Below are 18466 nucleotides of genomic sequence, written 5' to 3' on the forward strand. Positions count from 1 at the left end.
TACGGCAGGCGCGGGGCGCCTGCCGTACCCGCTAGTTGTCGGCCTTGGCCTGGTAGACGCCGCTGTCGTGGGCGATCACGGCCGCGGGCCTGGTCGAGTCGATGGGCGGCACGGCGGTGGCGTACTGGTGCATCTCGGAGGTCTTCAGCGACAGCTGCGCCCACAGGCTCGGCTCCAGCCAGCGCAGCTCCTCGGGAACCGGGATGCCCAGGCCCTTCTTGTCGAGCCGGTTGGTGATGGAGGTCGACTGGTTCAGTGAATACTGCACCAGCGCGCCGCCGTCCGTGGTGCGCAGGGCGAAGGTGCGCAGCTCGCCGGCCGAGAAGATCGAGTCGTAGTCGTAGCCCAGGCCCTTCCACCGCTTGCGGTCGGCGTCGATCCTGTCGGCCGTCTCGGTGGTGTAGGGGCCGGGCGCGATGAGCCCGGCCGCGATGCCCTCGGGGCCGGCCTCCGCCACGGAGGCGTGCAGGGGCGCCATGAAGGTGGGGCTGATGGCCACGCTCTTGTCGGTGCTCGACAGCGGCGTGGCGTAGCCGTCGGCGTCGAGCTCGACGGCGGGCGGCCCCTGGCCGGGCTCCAGCACCGCCACGGAGGTCAGCAGCCAGTCGGCGCCCTGCCCGACGAAGGTGACGATCGCCGGGCGCCCGTCGCGCTCGGCCAGCGCCGAGAACCACGGGTTGCGGTCGCCGGCGGCCAGCTTCGGCACCCACACGGTGGGGGCGCCCCACTTGTGCGGCGTCGGGAAACGGTGGGCGTCGTATTCGGCCATGGTCAGCGTGGCCCTGCCGCCGGTCACCTGGTCGCGGGCGTACCACTGGAAGCCCGCACCGCGATTGGCCGCGTCGGTCGCCACGTAGGCGGTGAACACCTCGCGCGCCTCGCCGGGCGTGATGGGCGGCTTCTCGGCCGTGGAGGTGGGCGAGGCCGCCGCGACCGGCGACTGTCTGGGCTGTTCCACGGGGGTGTCGCTGCACCCGGCCACCGCCAGGAAGGCGGCAGCGAGCGCCAGCACTCCCCGCCGACCGTATGCACGCACCTCGACATGTTACGGCGTGCCGTACCCTTGATAGACGTGGCAGACAAGGATCCGGCAGAAGAGATCGGCGAGCTCTCCAACACGCTCGCCAGCATCAAGGACGTGCTCGACCTCGATGCGATGCGCAAGCAGATCGCCGCGCTCGAAGAGCAGGTGGCCGCGCCGGATCTCTGGGACGACCCCGAGCAGGCGCAGAAGGTCACCAGCAAGCTCTCGCACCTCCAGGGTGAGCTCAACCGCGTCGAGGGCCTGATACGACGCCTCGACGACCTGGGCGTGCTGTTCGAGCTGGCGGCGGAGGAGGACGACTCCGACACGCTCGCCGAGGCGCACCGCGAGCTGGGCTCGCTGCGCGGCGACGTCAACGCCCTCGAGGTGCGCACCCTGCTCTCGGGCGAGTACGACGCCCGAGAGGCCCTGGTGACCATCAACTCCCAGGCCGGTGGCGTCGACGCCGCCGACTGGGCGCAGATGCTCCTGCGCATGTACCTCCGCTGGGCCGAGCGCAAGGGCTACCCGTCGGAGGTCTACGAGACCTCCTACGCGGAGGAGGCGGGCATCAAGTCGGCCACCTTCACCGTCAAGGCGCCCTACGCCTACGGCACCCTGCGCGGCGAGCACGGCACCCACCGGCTGGTGCGCATCTCGCCCTTCGACAACCAGGGCCGCCGCCAGACCTCGTTCGCGGGCGTCGACATCGTGCCGGTCGTCGAGACGACCGACCACATCGACATCAACGAGGACGAGCTCCGCGTCGACGTCTACCGGTCGTCGGGTCCCGGCGGCCAGGGCGTCAACACCACCGACTCGGCCGTCCGCATCACGCACCTGCCCACCGGCATCGTGGTCTCCTGCCAGAACGAGCGCTCCCAGCTGCAGAACCGCGCCACCGCGATGGTGGTGCTGCAGGCCAAGCTGCTGGAGCGCAAGCGGCAGGAGGAGGCGGAGAAGATGTCGGAGCTGCGCGGCGCCACGACCACCTCGTGGGGCACCCAGATCCGCAACTACGTGCTGCACCCGTACCAGATCGTGAAGGACCTGCGCACGGGCACCGAGGCGGGCAACCCGACGGCCGTGCTCGACGGCGACATCGACGGCTTCATCGAGAGCGAGATCCGCTGGATGCGGCGCCAGGAGTCGGGCGCCGAGTAGGGGCGGGCTCAGAGGCCGGCGCGCACCTCGTCGGCCCTGCGCATCACCTCGTTGAGCACCCGGTGGGCGACTTCGAGCTCGGCCGGATCGAAGTCGCCGAAGACCCGGCCCGTGATGGGGGCGATGGTCTCCGACAGGCGCGTGTGCAGGGCGTCGCCCTCCTGCGTGGTCCTGGTCAGGCCGTCGTCGCCGACGCCGATCAGGCCGCGGGCCGCCAGGTCGTCGAGGAGGGCGGCGGCGCCCGCCGGGTCGAGGCCGAGCTGCCGCTGCCCGGCGAGGAAGTCGCGCAGGTCGCTCGGCTGGGCTGCGCGCCCCGGCGGGACAGGCCGTAGAGCGAGGCGAGCAGCGAGTACATGGCAACTATCGGACGCGAAAGAGGCCGGGGACGCGGGTCCCCGGCCTCTTCCTGCCGCCTCAGGAGTGCGGGCAGGTGTTGCGGTACTCCGAGATGTCACGGTCGCCGACCGGCGGCGGGCACAGGAACTGCTCGTAGCGCAGGTCGTCGTCGATGAAGCGCTTGAGCCACGCGACGCTGAACTTGCCGATGGTCGGGTTGGTGGTGTTCGGCGCGAAGTGGCTGGCGCCGTCGAGTTCCAGGTAGGCCTTGTCCAGCGAGCTCGGCAGGCTGTTGTAGAACGGCTCGGAGTGGGTGGTGACCGAGGCGATCGAGTCGTTCTCCGCGCCGATGATCATCGTCGGCACCTGGACCTCCGACCAGCTCTTGTCCAGGTTCCAGGGTGTCAGCGGCACCGCGGCCTGCAACGACGGCCTGCTGGAGGAGGCCTCCAGGGTGCCGCCGCCGCCCATCGAGTGACCCATCACGCCCAGCCGCGAGGCGTCGAGCCTGCTGCGGACGGAGCTGCGCTCGGTCAGGTAGTCGAGCGCGGCCAGGAGCTGCCGTCCGCGGCTGGCCGGCTGGTCGCTGCGGGTGATGGTGTCGATGTTGAACACCACGAAGCCGTGCGAGGTGATCCGCTCGGCCAGCCAGGCCATGGTCGACCGCGAGGCCGTGTAGCCGGGGGCGATGGCCACGCCGCCGAAGGTGCCTTCCGCGGTGCTGGTCGGGTAGTAGATCGTGCCGCCGCCGAAGCCGCTCACCAGGAGCGAGGAGACCGTGGTGTCGGAGACGGAGTACGGCCCGCGCGAGGCTTCGAGCACGGCCTCGGTGGGGTCGGGGCCGCGCTGGTACGGGCTGGCCGAGGCATGGGCAGGTGCGGTCGCCACCACCACCGCGGCCAGTGTGGCCAGGGCGGCGAGGGTGCGGGCGAAGGTGAGTTGCATGCTGCTGACTCCCTGTCCGATGGGGGGAATACGGAGCATTGTTCTGTTGGCGGAGCCTTCTGCGCATCGGTGAAATCGCCAGTCAAGACAGCAGCCGTGCCAGATCCACCCTCGACCTGATCCCCAGCCTGGTGAAGACGTTGCGCAAGTGGTGGTCGACCGTGCGCGGGCTGAGGAACAGCTGCGCGGCCACCTCCCTGTTCGTCGCGCCCTCGGCGACCATGCGGGCGATCTGCAGTTGCTGGGCGGTGAGGGTGTCCAGGGAGGCGGGGCGCGGCTGCCCCACCGTCTCGCCCGCCGCCCGCAACTCCGCGCGCGCCTGCTCGGCCCACAGGCGCGTGCCGTACCTCTCGAACGCCTCCAGGGCCTCCTGCAGGTGCTCGCGCGCGGCGCCCGGCTGACGCTCGCGCCTCAGCGCCCCGCCGTACAGCAGCAGGGTCCTGGCCCGCTCGAACTCGCAGGCGCCGTGCTGGTGCAGCTCGATCGCCTCGCGGAAACTCTCGCGGGCGGTGCCGGGCGCGGCCAGCAGGGCGTGGCACCTGGCCGCCAGCGCCCGCCTGTCGGCGTTGCGCATGCTGCCGGTCCAGCGGTCGAGCGCGGGCAGCGCCGCCTCGGCGCGCTCCCGGTCGCCCGCCCGCACGGCCGCCTCGACCAGGTTCGGCGTCGCCATGATCCGGATCACCACGTGATCGTGACGGCCGCGCGGCCGAAGCCGCTCTGCCGCGCTGCCCGTACGGCCCGCCGCCAGATCGAGATGACCCAGCGCCCAGTCGCCCAGCGCGCCCGCCACGCCGACCCCGTGCGCGTCGGCCAGCTCCATCGCCGCCGTGGCGCGGATCCGGCAGGTCTCCGCGTCGCCCTGGATCGCCGCGACCACCGCCAGCCAGCCCAGATGCTGGGCGGCGCTGTTGAGCTGGCCCGTCTCCCTGGCCAGGCGCAGGCCCTCCATCGCGTGCTCGGCGACCGAGGCGTAACGCCCGCGCCAGATCTGGACGTGGATCATCGTCTCCAGCACCTGCGGCACCACCGAGACCGCACCGCGCGCCCTGGCCGTGGCGATGGCCCTGGCCGACAGCCGCACCGCTTGGCGGTCCTCGCCCAGCATGAGGCTCGCGACCGTCGCCCACACCAGGACCGACGGGTTGTCCACGGCAGGAGCCAGCTCCAGCACCCGGCGCAGCGGCGCCGCCGCCTCCGCGTGGCGGCCCCTGAAGGTCGCCGAGACCCCGGCCAGGTAGTCGAACATCAGGCGCACGTCCGGCGGGTCGTCGGGGGAGCGCAACGCGGCCGCCTGGCGGGCCACCGCCACGAAACGGTGGTTGTCGGCGGCCAGGTAGCTGGCCTCGGCCGCCCTGACGAGCGTGCGCACGGCCAGCGCCCTGTCGTGGTCGAGCAGCGACCTGGCCGCGGTGAGCAGCTCCTCGCAGGCGCTGGCGGTCTCGCCCAGCCGCAGCTCCAGGCTGCCCCGCACCAGCCCCGCCCGGCCGCGCACCTCCTCGGGGACGGCCAGCGAGCCCAGGCGGGAGAGCAGGTCCCTGGCCCGCCACGGCCGGCCCGCCGACCACGCGTGCCTGGCGGCGGCGGCCATGCGGGCGGCCTTGAGGTGGGTCCTCGCGGTCAGCTCGGCGGCACGCTCGTAGGCGCGCGAGGGGTCGGGGAAACTGCCCTCGGGGGCCGAGCCGTACGGCGCGGCGGTGGCCAGCTCGTCGGCCAGGCGCTCGGCGGGGCCGTCGAGCGCGGCGGCACGATGCCACGCCAGCCGCCGCCTCCGCCCGTCGGCGGGCGCATCCGCGGCCTTGGCGTCGCCCGTCGCTTCCCCCCTGGTTGCGGCGTCGGGCGGGTGGTTGTCCGCCAGCGCCCGCGCGAGCCTGCGGTGGGCCGCGAGACGGTCCGCCAGGCAGGCGCCGTGGTAGATCACCGCGCGCAGATGCGGATCGGCGATCTCCCACCTGCCGCCCGCGAGCCTCACCAGCCCCGCCGCCTCCGCGGGCTCCAGCGCCGCCAAGTCGGCCCCGCACGCTCGCACCAGCGTCGCGCAGTCCAGCTCGGGATCGGACGCGACCAGCAGCAGCACCCGCCTGCTGGCACACGGCAACGCCGCCAGCCGCTCCGCGTGGGCCCTCCACAACCGCCCGCCGCGCGGGATCACCTCGGGTGGAGGATGGCGGTGGAGCGATCCCGCCAGCTCGGCCAGCGCCAGCGGCACCCCGTGGGCCGCCCGGTCCAGCGCCGCGCCCACGTCCTCGGCCATCCCCGGCACCAGGTCCGCCAGCAACGCCCGGCTGCTGGAACTGTCCAAGGGGGTCAGGTCCAGCGCCGTGATGCCCTCGACCGGCCCGAGCTCCCCGCGCGCCGTGAGAACCATCGCCACGGGCCGCCCGGCCAGCCGCCTGGCCAGGAAGAAGAGCGTCTGCCTGCTGGGCCCGTCGAGCAGGTGCACGTCGTCGACGCACACCAGCACCGGCCGCTCCAGGGAGTCGAGGAGCTCCAGCACCGCCACCGGCAGAGCCAGGCCGGGCGGCGGCGTGCCGTACAGGGCGGGGGAGCCGTCGAGCGCGTGCAGCAAGGCGTGCAGTCCCGCGTACGGCAGGCGGCTCTCGTCGCCCGCGCCGCATCCCCTGAGGACGAGGAAGCCGGGGCCCGCCGTGGGGGCCGCCCGCCCGGCCATCGCGACCGCCTGGTCCAGCAGGGCCGTACGGCCCAGGCCGGGCCCGCCGGTCAGCAGCAGCGCCCCGCCGGAGCCCGCCGCGGCGCCCTCGACGAGCCGCCGCAGCGCCTCCTCCTCGCGCTCCCTGCCGTACAGCGAAGATGAGGCAGACACACGTCCAGTGTTACGACGGCATGACGAATCTGAACAGGCCCATTACCGGCCGGTGATTTCGCCGATGCGGGGGTCAGACCAGGTGCTGCAGGAGGACGAGCGTCACAAGCAGCGTGGCGAGCAGGATCGCGGCGACGGTCGCCGGGGTCAGGGTGAACCCGTGGCGATGCATGCGCTCTCGGTTGGCGCGGCACGTGGCGCACCGGCCCTCGATGACGGGATGTGCGCAGTTGGCGCAGACAAGGTGTTCGCAACTCATACTGCTCCCCAGTCTAGGCGCTCAATCGTTTTGTTTCCGTTATGGACGTTCCATGCCAGTCTTCCCCCTAGACTGTCCTCCAGCCAATCGGAACGTCGATCATCAGTAAAGATAGACGCCCCCGATCGGTCAGCGGTGGGAAGTGGGCTTGTGCCGCCCGCTCTCCAGCTTGGCCCCTAGACTGGTACGCCGTGATGCTCTCGTGATCCATTTCGACAACGTCACCAAGGTCTACGCGAATCAGAACAGGCCCGCGCTGGACCATGTCTCCGTAGACATCGACAAGAGCGAGTTCGTGTTCCTGGTCGGCCCGTCCGGCTCCGGGAAGTCGACCTTCCTGAGGTTGATCCTCAAGGAAGAGCGGCCCAACTCCGGTGCCATCCACGTGGCAGGCAAGGATCTCGCCAGGCTGTCCAACTTCAAGGTGCCGCACCTGCGCCGCCGCATCGGCTGCGTGTTCCAGGACTTCCGGCTCCTGCCCAACAAGAACGTCTACGAGAACGTGGCGTTCGCGCTCGAGGTCATCGGCAAGCCGCGGCGGTTCATCCGCAAGGTCGTGCCCGAGGTCATCGAGCTGGTCGGCCTTGAGGGCAAGGCCCACCGCATGCCCGACGAGCTGTCCGGCGGTGAGCAGCAGCGTGTCGCGATGGCGCGCGCGTTCGTCAACCGCCCGATGATCCTGCTGGCCGACGAGCCGACCGGAAACATCGACCCTGCCACCTCGATCGGCATCATGAAGGTGCTCGACCGGATCAACAGGACCGGCACCACCGTCGTCATGGCCACGCACGACGCGGCCATCGTCGACTCCATGCGTAAGCGGGTCGTGGAGCTGGAGGACGGCAAGATCGTCCGAGACCAGTCGCGTGGCGTGTACGGCCAGGCGTACTGACCAAGGAGAAGCATGCGCATCAATTTCATCCTCTCCGAGGTCTGGATCGGCCTTCGCCGAAACCTGACCATGACGGTCGCGGTGATCGTGACCGTCGCCGTCGGCATGGCCATGCTGGGTGTCGGTTTCCTGATCACCACGCAGGTCAACAGCATGAAGGACTACTGGTTCGACAAGGTCGAGGTCTCGGTATTCCTCTGCAGCAAGAACTCCGCCGACCCCGACTGTAAGGGCAAGGGCGCCACTACGGCCGAGATGGAGACGTTGAAGACCAAGCTCGAGAGCATGCCCGAGGTCGAGGGGGTGATCTTCGAGAACAAGGCCGCCGCTTACAAGAACTTCCAGGAGAGCAGCGCCAGCAAGACGCTCCTGGAGGTCACCACCGCCGAGGACATGCCCGAGTCCTTCCGGGTGAAGCTGAAGAACCCCGACATCTCCACGCCAGTGCTCCAGGCCATGACGGGCCAGCCCGGCGTCTCCAGCGTGGTCAACCAGAGAGACCTGCTGGGCGGGTTCTTCGGGCTGCTCGATGCGCTGCGCAGTGCTTCCTACGTCCTGGCGGGCGTGGTGGTGATCGCCTCGATCCTGCTGATCGCCAACACCGTGCGACTGTCGGCGTTCAACCGCCGGCGGGAGACCGGCATCATGCGCCTCGTCGGCGCCTCCAACCTCTACATCCAGCTGCCCTTCGTGATGGAGGGCATGATCGCCGGACTGATCGGCAGTGTCGGCGCCGCGATCATGCTGATCCTCGCCAAGGTCTTCGTGTTCGAGGAGTTCCAGACCTTCCTGGCTCCCGGATCGCAGCTGCAGTGGGACTCGGTGGCGTGGGCGATCGTGTGGACGCTGGTCATCGGCGTGGCGATCTGTGTCGTGGCCTCCTTCGTCACCCTGCGCCGCTACCTGCGCGTCTAGCTGTCGGATGGGGCGCGAACGCGCCCCATCGGCGCGGCGCGGCACAACGGTAAGGTGTACGTATGCCACGTGAGACCGGGCGGAAGCTCATCGCCCAGAACAAGCGTGCCCGGCACGACTACCACATCGGCGACGTCCTGGAGGCGGGTCTCGTCCTGCAGGGCACCGAGGTCAAGTCGCTGCGCGAAGGCCGGGCCTCGCTGACCGACGGCTATGCCACGGTCGAGAACGACGAGGCGTGGCTGCTCAACGTCCACATCCCCGAATACGCTCAGGGCACGTGGACCAACCACAGCGCGCGCCGCAAGCGCAAGCTGCTGCTCAACCGCAAGGAGATCGACAAGCTCGCCGCCAAGCTCAAGGAGGGCGGGCTGACGATCGTGCCGCTGTCGCTGTACTTCAAGGACGGCCGGGCGAAGGTCGAGATCGGCCTGGGCCGCGGCAAGAAAGACTGGGACAAGCGCCAGACCCTCGCCGAGCAGCAGGCCAAGCGCGAGATGGCACGCGAGGTCCGCGCACGCACCCGCTGATCCACCCTTGGCGCGGCCGGCCGTGCCCTATCGAGTTGTGAGTCGAACCAGCCCGTGAAACGAAGCAGCCGAATCAAGCGCACCCTGTCCGCGACCGCCGCGCTGGCGCTCGCGTGCACGACGCTGACCGCCTGCTTCGAGGAGCCCGCTCCGCACGAGGCGATCCGCGACTTCCTGGTGGGCTGGAAGCAGGAGCAGTACGACCTGGCCGCCGCGCGCACCGACGCCGACCCCAAGGTCGTCGCCAAGGCGCTCAGCGACGCCAAGCTCGACCTCGACGCCAACTCCTTCGAGTTCAAGATCAATTCGGTGAAGCGCAGCGGCGACCAGGCGACGGCCGACTTCACCGCCGAGGTCGACCTGGGCGAGAACAACCCGCTGTGGGTCTACGACGGGGCGCTCCCGCTCCGCGTCGTCGACGGCCGGTGGAAGGTGCACTGGTCGCCCTCGGTGCTCCACCCCAAGCTCGGCGAAGGACAACGTTTCGCCGTACCCACCAAGCCCGTCGGGCGGCGGGCCATCGTCGACCGCGACGGCGCCTCGCTCCAGACCGACATGCAGCTCTACGTCGTCGGCGTCACCCCCGGCCAGCTCGGTGCCGACGCCGAAGAGGTGTGCGACCGGCTGGCCGGCATCACCGGCTACGCCGCCGACCGGCTGCTCAGCAAGGTGCGCTCCTCCCCGCCCAGCGACTTCGTGCCGCTGGTCACCCTCGGCGCCAAGCGACATCAGGAGCTCAGGGCGCAGCTGCAAGACATCAAGGGCATCCAGATCAACCAGGAGCCGCACCCGGTCGCCCCGGCCGACCCCAAGGGCATCGTCGGCTCGGTGAGCACCCTGACCGCCCGCGGCGAGCAGCAGCTCGGCGGCCCCCAGCGGGCCGGCGACTCCATCGGCCGCAGCGGCCTGCAGCGTGCCTACCAGGACCACCTGACCGGATCCACGGTCACCAAGGTCGTCACGCTCGACCTGAAGACCGGCGAGGAGGTCGCGGTCCTCGACGAGCTCGAGAGCCAGCGCGACGCGGTCGAGGTGCACACCACCATCGACTCCTCGATCCAGCGGGCCGCGCAGACCGCCGTCCAGGGCGCCTCGGCCGGCACGCTCGTAGCCGTCGAGGCCTCCACCGGCAAGATCCTCGCCGTGAGCACCGCGGGCAGCTACGACCAGATCAAGGACAGCCTCGACGGCGAATACCCCGGCGGCACCGCGATGTCCATCGTGGCCGCCTACGCCCTGCTCAAGGCCGACCGCGACCCCAAGATGAAGCTGCCCTGCGCGCCCAGGCGCACCGTCGGCGGCGCCTGGTTCGAGAACTCCGGCACCCAGTCGGTCCAGCAGACACCCTCGGGCACCCTCCAGAGCAACTTCGCCAACGGCTGCGTCACCGGCCTGGCCTCGCTGGCCCGCCTCGTCGACGCCGAGCAGCTGCTGCGCAGCTCGGAGGAGCTCGGCATCGGCAAGCCGTGGAAGCTGCCGCTGGCCTCCTTCAGCGGCAAGTGGCCCCAGACGCCGGGCGACGCCGAGAAGGCCCAGGCCATCGCCGGCCAGACCATGCAGATCAGCCCGCTCAGCATGGCCCTGATCGCCGGCTCCCTGGCCTCCGGCACCTGGAACCCCCCGCTGCTGGTCACCAAGCCGACCTCGCCCGACCCGTCCCAGGCGACCCTCCCGCAGGCCCAGCCCGCCGCCGTGCCGCTCGACGCCAAGGCCCGCGACTCGCTCGTCTCGATGATGCGCCTCGGCGTCAGAGCGGGCACCGCCCGTCCCGCAGGCACGGTCAACGGCGTTCACGGCATCCGCGCCGACGTTCCCGGCAAGACACTGAGCTGGTTCGTCGGCTGGCAGGGCGATGTGGCCATCGCCGTCCTCGTCGACAAGGCCGACCCCTCCGCCCTCGCGGGACGCTTCTTCAGCGCCGTCGGCAACTCTTCGTGATTAATTAGTGACAGCGAGCAACCTTTTCGGTCATGTGCTGCGTCTTCCCTAATGACTGGATCGCTCGGGGGGTTGCGGTCCCAGTCGCTGTGATGAGATAGGGCTTCATCTCGGGGGAAGCCCTGCCGTCCGGACCGGCTCGACCCTGCCGGTCAGCCCTCGGGGATGTGTGCTGCTTGCCGCGTTCCCGAGGGCTTCGGCATTTAGTGGAATGCGCTTCACCTCGCGGGTGTTGTAAGGTCTTAGACAGTTCACACCTGGGGGTGATTGGTCTCGACTTTGACCTTGCAAGTCAGGAGAAGCGGGCCGAGGACGGCGGACATAACCTCGTAAATCCTGTGACCGCAAACCACAAGTGCCAACACTAAGAGCACTGTCGAGGCGAAGTCTAACTTCGCCCTCGTCGCCTAACAGCGACCGACTGTCAGCCTGAGAATGCCTTCGGCTCAGGACCTGGCATCGCTAGAAGGCTCAACCGCTAGCCCCGGTCACGGGGGCGTGCGGGAAATCTAACAGTGACTGGGCCCGTCGGTGATCCGCCTGCGGAAGCACCGGGGCCGAGAAAAGCGTCAAGCAGGCTGCGCCCGGAGAAGCCCTGGTTTGGGGTTGAAGGACGCGGGTTCGATTCCCGCCACCTCCACCGTGGAAAAGCGCCTTTGAGCTGCGACACCGTTGCTCAGAGGCGCTTTTCTCGTTCGGTCGGATACTGCACCTACACGCGCAGCCACTCCACCGGTGCGGCTCGTAGCGCCGACGCTGCCTGACACAGTTTCGGGATATGGCTGCCGTCGCTGGAGGCTACGCGGGCGGGTCCGCCCGCGGTGGCAGCGGTGGCGACAACGAGCGCGTCAACCACGTTGTCGTGGCCATCGAGACCGGCATCGGACAGGAGCCGGGCGGCCAGGTCGGCGACCTCCTCGCCAGCCCCGATGATGGTCAGGCGAGAGCGTAGCCACGCGAGGCGTTGGCCTGCCTTGCCGCCGCGGCGCTGCTCGACGAGCGTCACGGAGCTGATGACGGGGATGTAGTCGTGGGCGGTGGCGACCTTGATACGAGCCCGCATCCGCTCGTCGTCGTCGGCCCACAGCGACAGGGCTTGCGCGTCGAGGACGAGTACCTTGCCGGACAGGACGTCGGGTCGCGCTACTCGCCGCGCCATGCCCGCTCCGCTTCGGCCATGGCGTCGTCGCTGATTTCTCCGAGCCGTTCGTCGGCCTCGGCGAGGATCTCCAGCGCATCGTCCATGGCCAGGGCTCGGGCCACGGCGCCGTCTACGTAGGCGGAAAAGTCGCGGCGACCGGTTCGAGCCTCTACCCGGCGCACTATGGATGTCCTCATGGTGACGGTCTTGCGGACGGTGACGTCGGCGTCCGCTGGGGGGGTGGCGACGGGATCGCCACTGGCCGGGGACTTCCTCGTTTTCGCCATGCCTCAAGTGTATGACACATAGTGTGATAGCGGGGCGGATGTATGTCGTGGGTGGGCCTCAGACGGTGCGGATCGGCACGTCCCGGAGAGCATCAAGGCGTTTCCGAAGCTCGGCGCGGTTCAACGAAGGTTCACCGGACCAGCCCACCCTCTACCTGGAGAGACACTCCACGGTAGGGGGCGGTTTCGTGTCCAGGGGGCACTCCACGGCGGGGTGGCCGAATTAGTACCGTTCCAAGCGCGGCGGGTTGACCGAAAGTCGGGACGGGTGTGTTGATCTTGTCTCACCCTTGATCGGTGACAACTCGAATAACCGGATATTTCAGGACAGCGGTCGCGACCCTCGGCACGCTCGCCGTGCTCGGCGCCCACCTGGCCACGCCGGCGACCGCGGCCACCCCGGCGCCCGGCCTCCAAGCGGCCGCCACCGCGGAAGGAGCGGTCGCCACCGGGCAAGGAGCCGCTGCTCGTGGCGCGGTCGCCGCGCCGGTCACCCTCACCGTGCCCGCGACCAAGGACGTCTTCCTCAGCCAGGGCGAACCCGCCAAGAACTTCGGCGCCGCCGAATGGCTCACCGTCTGCGGCAGCGCCTGCACGAGCTCGATCGCCGGCCGGCGCATGGCCCTGGTCGGCTTCGACCTGACCGGCCTTCCCGCCGGCGCCGTGATCACCAGCGCCACCATCGACGTCGTCTCGATCAGGACGTCCGCGACCACGGTCACCGCCCACCGGGTGACCGGCGACTGGTCCGAGGCCACGACCTGGAACACCCGCCCCGCCGTCGGCGAGGCGACGGCGGGCACCCGTACCGGCTTCACCGCGAGCCAGCCCGCCCAGCTGACCGTCACCTCGGCGATCACCGGCAACGGCTCGTACGGCTTCGCCCTCGTCCAGGACGACGCGGCCGTGACCCAGTTGCACTCCTCGGAGGCGACCGGCGAGCGCGGCCCCAAGCTGACCGTCACCTACACCGAGGGCGCCACGACCGGCCCGCTGCCGTTCGTCCTGCCGGCCAAGGGTGAGCTGCGCGCCTCGGACAAGAAGGTCTTCGCCCACTACTTCACGCCTTACCCGATCTCCCTCGACAACAAGGACCCGGCCTCCGACTACTACGCCAGGAACTACCTCAGCCCCACCGGCGAGAGCGGCAAGCACGCGGCATACGGCGGCCTGCTGCGCGACCGCCCGCTGCCCCGCCCGCCGATCACGTCGGGCGACTACGTGGCCGAAAACCTCAAGACCGAGGTACGGCAGGCGATCGCGGCGGGCATCGACGGCTTCACCGTCGACATCCTGTCCGTCACCACCTCCAACGCCCACTGGGTCAGGGTGAACAAGCTCATCCAGGCCGCCGAGGCCGTGGACCCCGGCTTCGACATCGTGCTCATGCCCGACATGAACGGCCTGGCCTCCCAGTCCAGTGACGCGATCGCCGACGCGATGGCCCTGCTCGCCAAGTCGGACTCGGTCCTGCGGCTCGGCGACGGCCGCCTGGTCATCTCGCCGTTCAAGGCCGAGGCCCGCACCGCCACCTGGTGGCGCGACTGGATCGCCGCCATGAACACCGAACACGGTCTCAAGATCGCCCTGGTCCCCGTCTTCCTGAACTTCGGCACCAACAAGGACGCCTTCGCCCCGATCAGCTACGGCTTCTCCAACTGGGGCTCCCGCAACCCGGCCGCCAACTCCAGCCTGGGCGCCAACATCGCCACCGCGCACGGCCTGGGCAAGATCTGGATGCAGCCGGTGTCCGTCCAGGACGAACGCCCCAACCAGGCCAAGTACGACGAGGCCGCCAACACCCAGAACCTCCGCACCACCTGGGCGGGCGCCATCGACGGCGACGCCGACTGGGTGCAGCTCACCACCTGGAACGACTACTCAGAGAACACCCAGTTCGCCCCCTCCAGGAACGCCGGCTGGACCTACCTCGACATCAACGCCTACTACCTGACCTGCTACAAGCTCGGCTGCCCGCGCATCACCAAGGACGTCGCGTACGTCACGCACAGAGTCCAGCCCCACGCCGCCGCCCCGACGTACACCGGCCAGACCTCGCTGATGACCTTGCGAAGCGGCAGTACGGCAGCGCGCGACACCGTCGAGGTGCTGACCATGCTGACCGCCTCCAGCACGGTGTCGGTCACCGTCGGCACGGCCAAGCACACCTACACCGCTCCCGCCGGAGTCTCGGCCAAGACCTTCACCCTCGTCCCGGGCGACGTGTCGGCCACGGTCACCCGCTCCGGCACCGTCGCGAGCGTGGCTTCGCCGTACCCGGTCACCGCCAAGCCGTACGTCCAGGACCTGCACTACCGGGCCGCCTCCAGCGCCCGCTGACGCCGCGGGTTCGGCCCTCACGGGGGAGAGGGCCGAACCCGCCCAGCGGATCCGCCTGGGCCGGGGGGTCCCGCCGGAAGCCGCATGACGTCGACGATGACGTGGCCGGCCCTGGTGAACAAGCGCCCGCTCCCCTACGCTGCGCGCAGGGGGCAAGGCATCTTCAGAAACGGGGCGTACCACTTCATGATCTCGCGATTAACGAGGGCACTTCTGCCTGTCAGCATTCTCCTGGCGCTGACCGCGGCACCCGCGCAAGCGACGACCACCACTACCGCCACCATCAGTATCCGGCCCTCCACCTGGGCCTACGTCTCTTCCTCTGAACCCAAGAGCCAGTTCATCGGCCTCCACGAGTCGGCGACCCTCGGCCTGCAGGGGGACTTCGGGCAGGCGCCGGACGAACCGGAGACCAACAGGAGGTCGTTCTTCACCTACGACGTCGCCGGCCTTCGCAACGTGCGCGTCACCGGCGTGACCTTCACTTTCGTGCCCACCGTCGAGCCCGGCTGCGACAACCGGGTCCGTGGGTTCTCCTTGTGGCGGACCGGCCCGATCGGCAAGCACACGTCCTGGGATCGCCAGCCGGAGTGGGACGAGCGGATCGGCGCGGCCATGGGCGACTGGGGCGGGCCATGCTCCCCCAATGACGTGTTCTGGCCGTACAAGATCCCGGTGGAAAACGCGATTCCCGCCGGGGCCGAGACGGTGACCGTCGGGATCCGCGGCGGCGAGACGGTCTCACAGGGCAGGCTGCTGCTGGACAACAATCCGGAGATGCTCGTCACCTATGAGTACGACCGGCGCGAGTCTACGGACGTCACGGGCCTGCCGTACCAGCATCTCACCCAGACGGCCTTGGCATACGTGGAGTCCGGGCACCAGAACGTGCCGCACTGGAACCCGTCAGGAAAGGACGAACTGCAGGTCGGCTCGCCCGACGGACACAGGCGCTTCCGCTCGTTCATCCGCTTCGACCTGTCCTCGTTGCGGGACGACCCGATCTATCACGCGCGGCTGTACTTCCTCACCGCCGGAGCGTGCCGCGCCGGAGAAGGGCCGGTCGAGGTGTGGGAGACGGGGGCGATCTCGGAGGAGACGACCTGGCACCGGCAGCCGGAGTGGGAGCGGCTGATCGACACCTACGTCTGGGAGGAGTGCGGGAACTGGCCCAAGATCTCCTTCGACCTGACCCGGGCGATCAAGGAGGCGCGGGCCGCGGGCCGTACGACGTTGACCATCGGGCTGCGGTCGGTGAACGAGACCGACAGGTTCGGCTGGATGGAGCTGGGGAACGGGCCGCTGATCAAGGTCTCGTTCCGTCACCCGCTGCAGACCCCTGTCGATCTGATGACAGCTCCCGAGGGGTTCTGGTGGCCGGACGGCCGGACGGTGCCGCCGGTCCCGTGCCTCAGCGGGGACGCCAGGCGTTATGTGCCCTTCTCTCCCATGCCTCAGGCGGTCTTCAGCGGCGGCGGACCGCGGTGGCGAGCGACGTGGCAGTGGCAGACGCTGGACGGTCAGCCCCGCCACGAGGAGACCGGCGAGTTCACTACGGAAACGGTCGTCCGCGCCTCGCGCGTCGGCACCGACGGGGAGGCGCTGCGCTGGCGGGTGCGGGCCGAGGACTCCACCGGTGAGGTCAGCGAGTGGAGCCAGTGGTGTGAGTACATCATGGACTCCACGCGGCCCGACGTCGCGCCCGGTGTCACGGGCACGCCGTACACCGGCCGCGATCCGGTGGGGGCGCCCGGTGTTCCCGGCACCTTCGCCTTCACCGCGCACGGGGTCGCCGACGCGGCCGAGTTCGCGGTCATACCGTCCGGCCACAGCAGGCCGACCTACGTCCCCGTCGGGGCGGACGGCACGGCGACCTGGACCTGGACGCCCACTCAGAGCGGGTTCCACCAGGTGTTCGTGGCCATCGTCGACCGGGCGGGCAACTGGAGTCCTGGGACGTTCCACTACTTCGTCGTAGGGGAGGCGGCCCCGCAGTAGGTCAGCTTTTCCGCATGCCAGCGAGCGCGGGCGGCCACCGGCCACGTGCCGTGCGGTCGGACACTCCGCCTGCGCCCGTTCCACCCTTTACTGCGGTCGGTGCACGGAGTAGTCGTCGAACTCGACCCTGATCGTGCCGTCCGCGCTCTCCGACGTCTCCACGATGAGCCCGGTCCCGGACTTCTGCCCTCCGGTGAACACCTGCTGGTCGGTGGTCTCGACGACCTTCTCGCCGTCGACCCACATCGTCAGCCGGCTCCCCGCGCACGCCGCCTGCAGCTTCATCGCCCTCCCCACCTCGGGAGCGGCGATCTTGCCCGGGCTGCCGAGCGCGGTGCGGGCGCCCTGGGAGACCTTGAAGAGCCTGACCTGGCCGTCGAGGCGGAGCAGGAACATGTAGCCGTTCGGGACGTCCTCGTCGTGGCGGCAGAGCAGGCCGAACTCGCCGTCCGGGGTGGAGCCGTCGCGCAGGACCGCGGTGACGCCGATCATGGCGTCCTGCAGGTTGTCGGTCGGGGCCAGGCTGACGTTGACGGGGTAGTTCCTGGCGGCCTGCATGGTGTAGACGCCGCGGGTGATGTCGTGGCCGCGGATGCCGCCGCCGGCGGGGTCGAACGTCCAGCCGTCCCAGCCGCGTCGTTCCAGGAAGTCGTCCTGGAACAGGGGGGTTCCGGTAGCGGTGACACCCGCTCCCGGTTGGCCGCCGCCGAGCCGTACGGTCAGGACGACGGCGGCGGAGACGGCGAGCGCGGCGACGACCGCGCCGACGGCCAGCACGCGCCCGCTCGGGCGACGGCGAGCGCCGGACGGCAGGGTGTCCGGCGTCACGGGGGCCGCGGCCGGCTCCGGGGGCGCGGGGTGCGGCGGGCCGTCGAGCGGCAGGGTGTACGGCGAGCCGCCGAGTGATGGGGTGTAGGGCGGGATGTCGTGGCCTGCGCGACCCGGTCCCCGGGAGGCGTCCACGGGTGCCTGAATGGTCGCCGGTTCCGACGCTGGTGCGGTGGAGGCTCCCGGTGAGGCGTCGAGCACGCCGAGGCTCTCCGGGCGAGCGGCCGGCGAGGTGGCGTCGCCCACCAGTGCGGCCAGCAGTTGCCTGGCCGTGGGCCGGGCGGCGGGATCCTTGGCCAGGGCGGGCACCACGAGGTCCCTGATCGCCGGCTCCAGCCCGTCCAGGGACGGCTCGCCGTGCAGGATCTGGTTGATCGTCGCGGGCAGCGTCCCCCTCTCGAACGGCGTGCGCCCGGTGCCCGCCATCGCGATCAGGCACCCCCACGAGAACACGTCCGAAGCCGGCGCCGCCGGCTCCCCGCCGAGGATCTCGGGCGCGATGTAGTGCGGCGTGCCGATCAGCTCGCCGGAGCCGGTGAGCGCGCCGACGTCGTCCAGGGCGCGGGCGATGCCGAAGTCGATCACCCGGGGCCCGACCGGCGACAGCAGCACGTTCGACGCCTTGAGGTCGCGGTGCACGATGCCCGCCTCGTGGATGGCGATCAGGGCCGTGGCGACGCCCACGGCCAGCGCCTCCAGGCTCGCCCCCGACAGCGGTCCGCGCTCCTGGATCGCTTCGAGCAGGGTGGGGCCCTCGACGTACTCGGTGACGACGTACAACCGGTCGCCCTCGTAGCCGGACTCGATGAGCGGGGCGGTGCAGAACCGCCGCACTCGCTTGGCCGCCTCCGCCTCCCTGGCGAACCTGCGGCGGAAGGTGTCGTGCTCGGCGAGGCCGGGGTTGATGACCTTGACCGCGGCCTGCCTGCCGTCCTCGTCGACCCCGAGGTAGACGGTGCCCATGCCGCCGTGACCCAGCCGGCCGAGCAGGCGGTAGCGGCCGATCCGCCTGGGGTCGGAGGTGCCGAGCTCGTTCATCGCTGCCTCG

At 70.2% G+C, this 18466-nt stretch carries 14 protein-coding genes and 1 other RNA gene; 8 read left to right on the forward strand and 7 right to left on the reverse strand.

Annotated features, from left to right (window positions below; genetic code table 11):
- Nucleotides 1-31: 31 nt before the first annotated feature.
- The gene (locus ACIBH1_RS03775) at nucleotides 32-1036 is read right to left on the reverse strand and encodes a hypothetical protein (protein ID WP_397312012.1); all 1005 of its coding nucleotides are present in this window, start codon (nucleotides 1034-1036) and stop codon (nucleotides 32-34) included.
- A 36-nt stretch (nucleotides 1037-1072) separates the two neighbouring features.
- On the opposite strand from ACIBH1_RS03775, the gene prfB reads away from it, so the two are divergent.
- Entirely contained in the window at nucleotides 1073-2188 is a 1116-nt protein-coding gene (gene prfB / locus ACIBH1_RS03780; RefSeq protein ID WP_397312013.1) for a peptide chain release factor 2, read from the forward strand.
- An 8-nt stretch (nucleotides 2189-2196) separates the two neighbouring features.
- On the opposite strand, the gene ACIBH1_RS03785 is transcribed toward prfB, so the two are convergent.
- From ACIBH1_RS03785 to ACIBH1_RS03795, 3 genes are all read right to left on the reverse strand, one after another.
- Entirely contained in the window at nucleotides 2197-2643 is a 447-nt protein-coding gene (locus ACIBH1_RS03785; protein WP_397312014.1) for a hypothetical protein, read from the reverse strand.
- Entirely contained in the window at nucleotides 2603-3469 is an 867-nt protein-coding gene (locus ACIBH1_RS03790) for an alpha/beta hydrolase family protein (RefSeq protein WP_397312015.1), read from the reverse strand. The genes ACIBH1_RS03785 and ACIBH1_RS03790 overlap by 41 nt, the downstream gene beginning before the upstream one ends.
- Before the next feature lie 82 nt (nucleotides 3470-3551).
- Nucleotides 3552-6290, reverse strand: a complete 2739-nt coding sequence (locus tag ACIBH1_RS03795; protein WP_397312016.1) for a LuxR C-terminal-related transcriptional regulator — start codon at nucleotides 6288-6290, stop codon at nucleotides 3552-3554.
- 461 nt (nucleotides 6291-6751) lie between these two features.
- Here ACIBH1_RS03795 and ftsE point away from each other — a divergent pair, with 461 nt between their 5' ends.
- The 5 genes from ftsE (at nucleotide 6752) to ssrA (ending at nucleotide 11467) form a co-directional block, all read left to right on the forward strand.
- Nucleotides 6752-7441 (forward strand): cell division ATP-binding protein FtsE, encoded by a 690-nt coding sequence (gene ftsE, locus ACIBH1_RS03800; protein ID WP_181611482.1) that lies wholly within the window; start codon nucleotides 6752-6754, stop codon nucleotides 7439-7441.
- Between the two features lie 12 nt (nucleotides 7442-7453).
- A complete protein-coding gene (gene ftsX / locus ACIBH1_RS03805; RefSeq protein ID WP_397312017.1) occupies nucleotides 7454-8356 on the forward strand; it encodes a permease-like cell division protein FtsX in 903 nt (300 codons plus the stop codon).
- A 62-nt stretch (nucleotides 8357-8418) separates the two neighbouring features.
- Nucleotides 8419-8886: an SsrA-binding protein SmpB gene (gene smpB / locus ACIBH1_RS03810; RefSeq protein WP_397312018.1), complete on the forward strand. Its 468-nt coding sequence runs from the start codon at nucleotides 8419-8421 to the stop codon at nucleotides 8884-8886.
- Between the two features lie 54 nt (nucleotides 8887-8940).
- Complete coding sequence (locus ACIBH1_RS03815) at nucleotides 8941-10824, forward strand: penicillin-binding transpeptidase domain-containing protein (protein WP_397312019.1); 1884 nt, start codon at nucleotides 8941-8943, stop codon at nucleotides 10822-10824.
- Nucleotides 10825-11083: 259 nt separating this feature from the next.
- Nucleotides 11084-11467, forward strand: a transfer-messenger RNA (tmRNA) gene (gene ssrA / locus ACIBH1_RS03820).
- 69 nt (nucleotides 11468-11536) lie between these two features.
- On the opposite strand, the gene ACIBH1_RS03825 is transcribed toward ssrA, so the two are convergent.
- Nucleotides 11537-11983, reverse strand: coding sequence for a hypothetical protein (locus ACIBH1_RS03825; RefSeq protein WP_397312020.1), 447 nt, complete (start codon nucleotides 11981-11983; stop codon nucleotides 11537-11539).
- A complete protein-coding gene (locus ACIBH1_RS03830) occupies nucleotides 11968-12252 on the reverse strand; it encodes a hypothetical protein (protein ID WP_397312021.1) in 285 nt (94 codons plus the stop codon). Before ACIBH1_RS03830 ends, ACIBH1_RS03825 begins: the two co-directional genes overlap by 16 nt.
- Before the next feature lie 297 nt (nucleotides 12253-12549).
- On the opposite strand from ACIBH1_RS03830, the gene ACIBH1_RS03835 reads away from it, so the two are divergent.
- Together ACIBH1_RS03835 and ACIBH1_RS03840 are read left to right on the forward strand one after the other, a co-directional pair.
- Complete coding sequence (locus ACIBH1_RS03835; protein WP_397312022.1) at nucleotides 12550-14592, forward strand: endo-1,3-alpha-glucanase family glycosylhydrolase; 2043 nt, start codon at nucleotides 12550-12552, stop codon at nucleotides 14590-14592.
- 186 nt (nucleotides 14593-14778) lie between these two features.
- Nucleotides 14779-16590 carry a DNRLRE domain-containing protein gene (locus ACIBH1_RS03840; protein ID WP_397312023.1) on the forward strand — a complete coding sequence of 604 codons (1812 nt, stop codon included), beginning with the start codon at nucleotides 14779-14781 and terminating at the stop codon, nucleotides 16588-16590.
- 87 nt (nucleotides 16591-16677) lie between these two features.
- Here ACIBH1_RS03840 and ACIBH1_RS03845 read toward each other — a convergent pair whose 3' ends face one another.
- Complete coding sequence (locus tag ACIBH1_RS03845; RefSeq protein ID WP_397312024.1) at nucleotides 16678-18456, reverse strand: protein kinase; 1779 nt, start codon at nucleotides 18454-18456, stop codon at nucleotides 16678-16680.
- Between the last annotated feature and the right edge of the window lie 10 nt (nucleotides 18457-18466).

It is taken from the genome of Nonomuraea sp. NPDC050663, assembly GCF_044456985.1.
Taxonomy (GTDB): domain Bacteria; phylum Actinomycetota; class Actinomycetes; order Streptosporangiales; family Streptosporangiaceae; genus Nonomuraea.

Coding starts and splice junctions, on each gene's coding strand:
- ACIBH1_RS03825 (WP_397312020.1), bottom strand. CDS start 11,983: ATGGCGCGGCGAGTAGCGCGACCCGACGTCCTGTCCGGCAAGGTACTC.
- ftsX (WP_397312017.1), top strand. CDS start 7,454: ATGCGCATCAATTTCATCCTCTCCGAGGTCTGGATCGGCCTTCGCCGA.
- ACIBH1_RS03845 (WP_397312024.1), bottom strand. CDS start 18,456: ATGAACGAGCTCGGCACCTCCGACCCCAGGCGGATCGGCCGCTACCGC.
- ACIBH1_RS03830 (WP_397312021.1), bottom strand. CDS start 12,252: ATGGCGAAAACGAGGAAGTCCCCGGCCAGTGGCGATCCCGTCGCCACC.
- ACIBH1_RS03790 (WP_397312015.1), bottom strand. CDS start 3,469: ATGCAACTCACCTTCGCCCGCACCCTCGCCGCCCTGGCCACACTGGCC.
- ACIBH1_RS03840 (WP_397312023.1), top strand. CDS start 14,779: ATGATCTCGCGATTAACGAGGGCACTTCTGCCTGTCAGCATTCTCCTG.
- smpB (WP_397312018.1), top strand. CDS start 8,419: ATGCCACGTGAGACCGGGCGGAAGCTCATCGCCCAGAACAAGCGTGCC.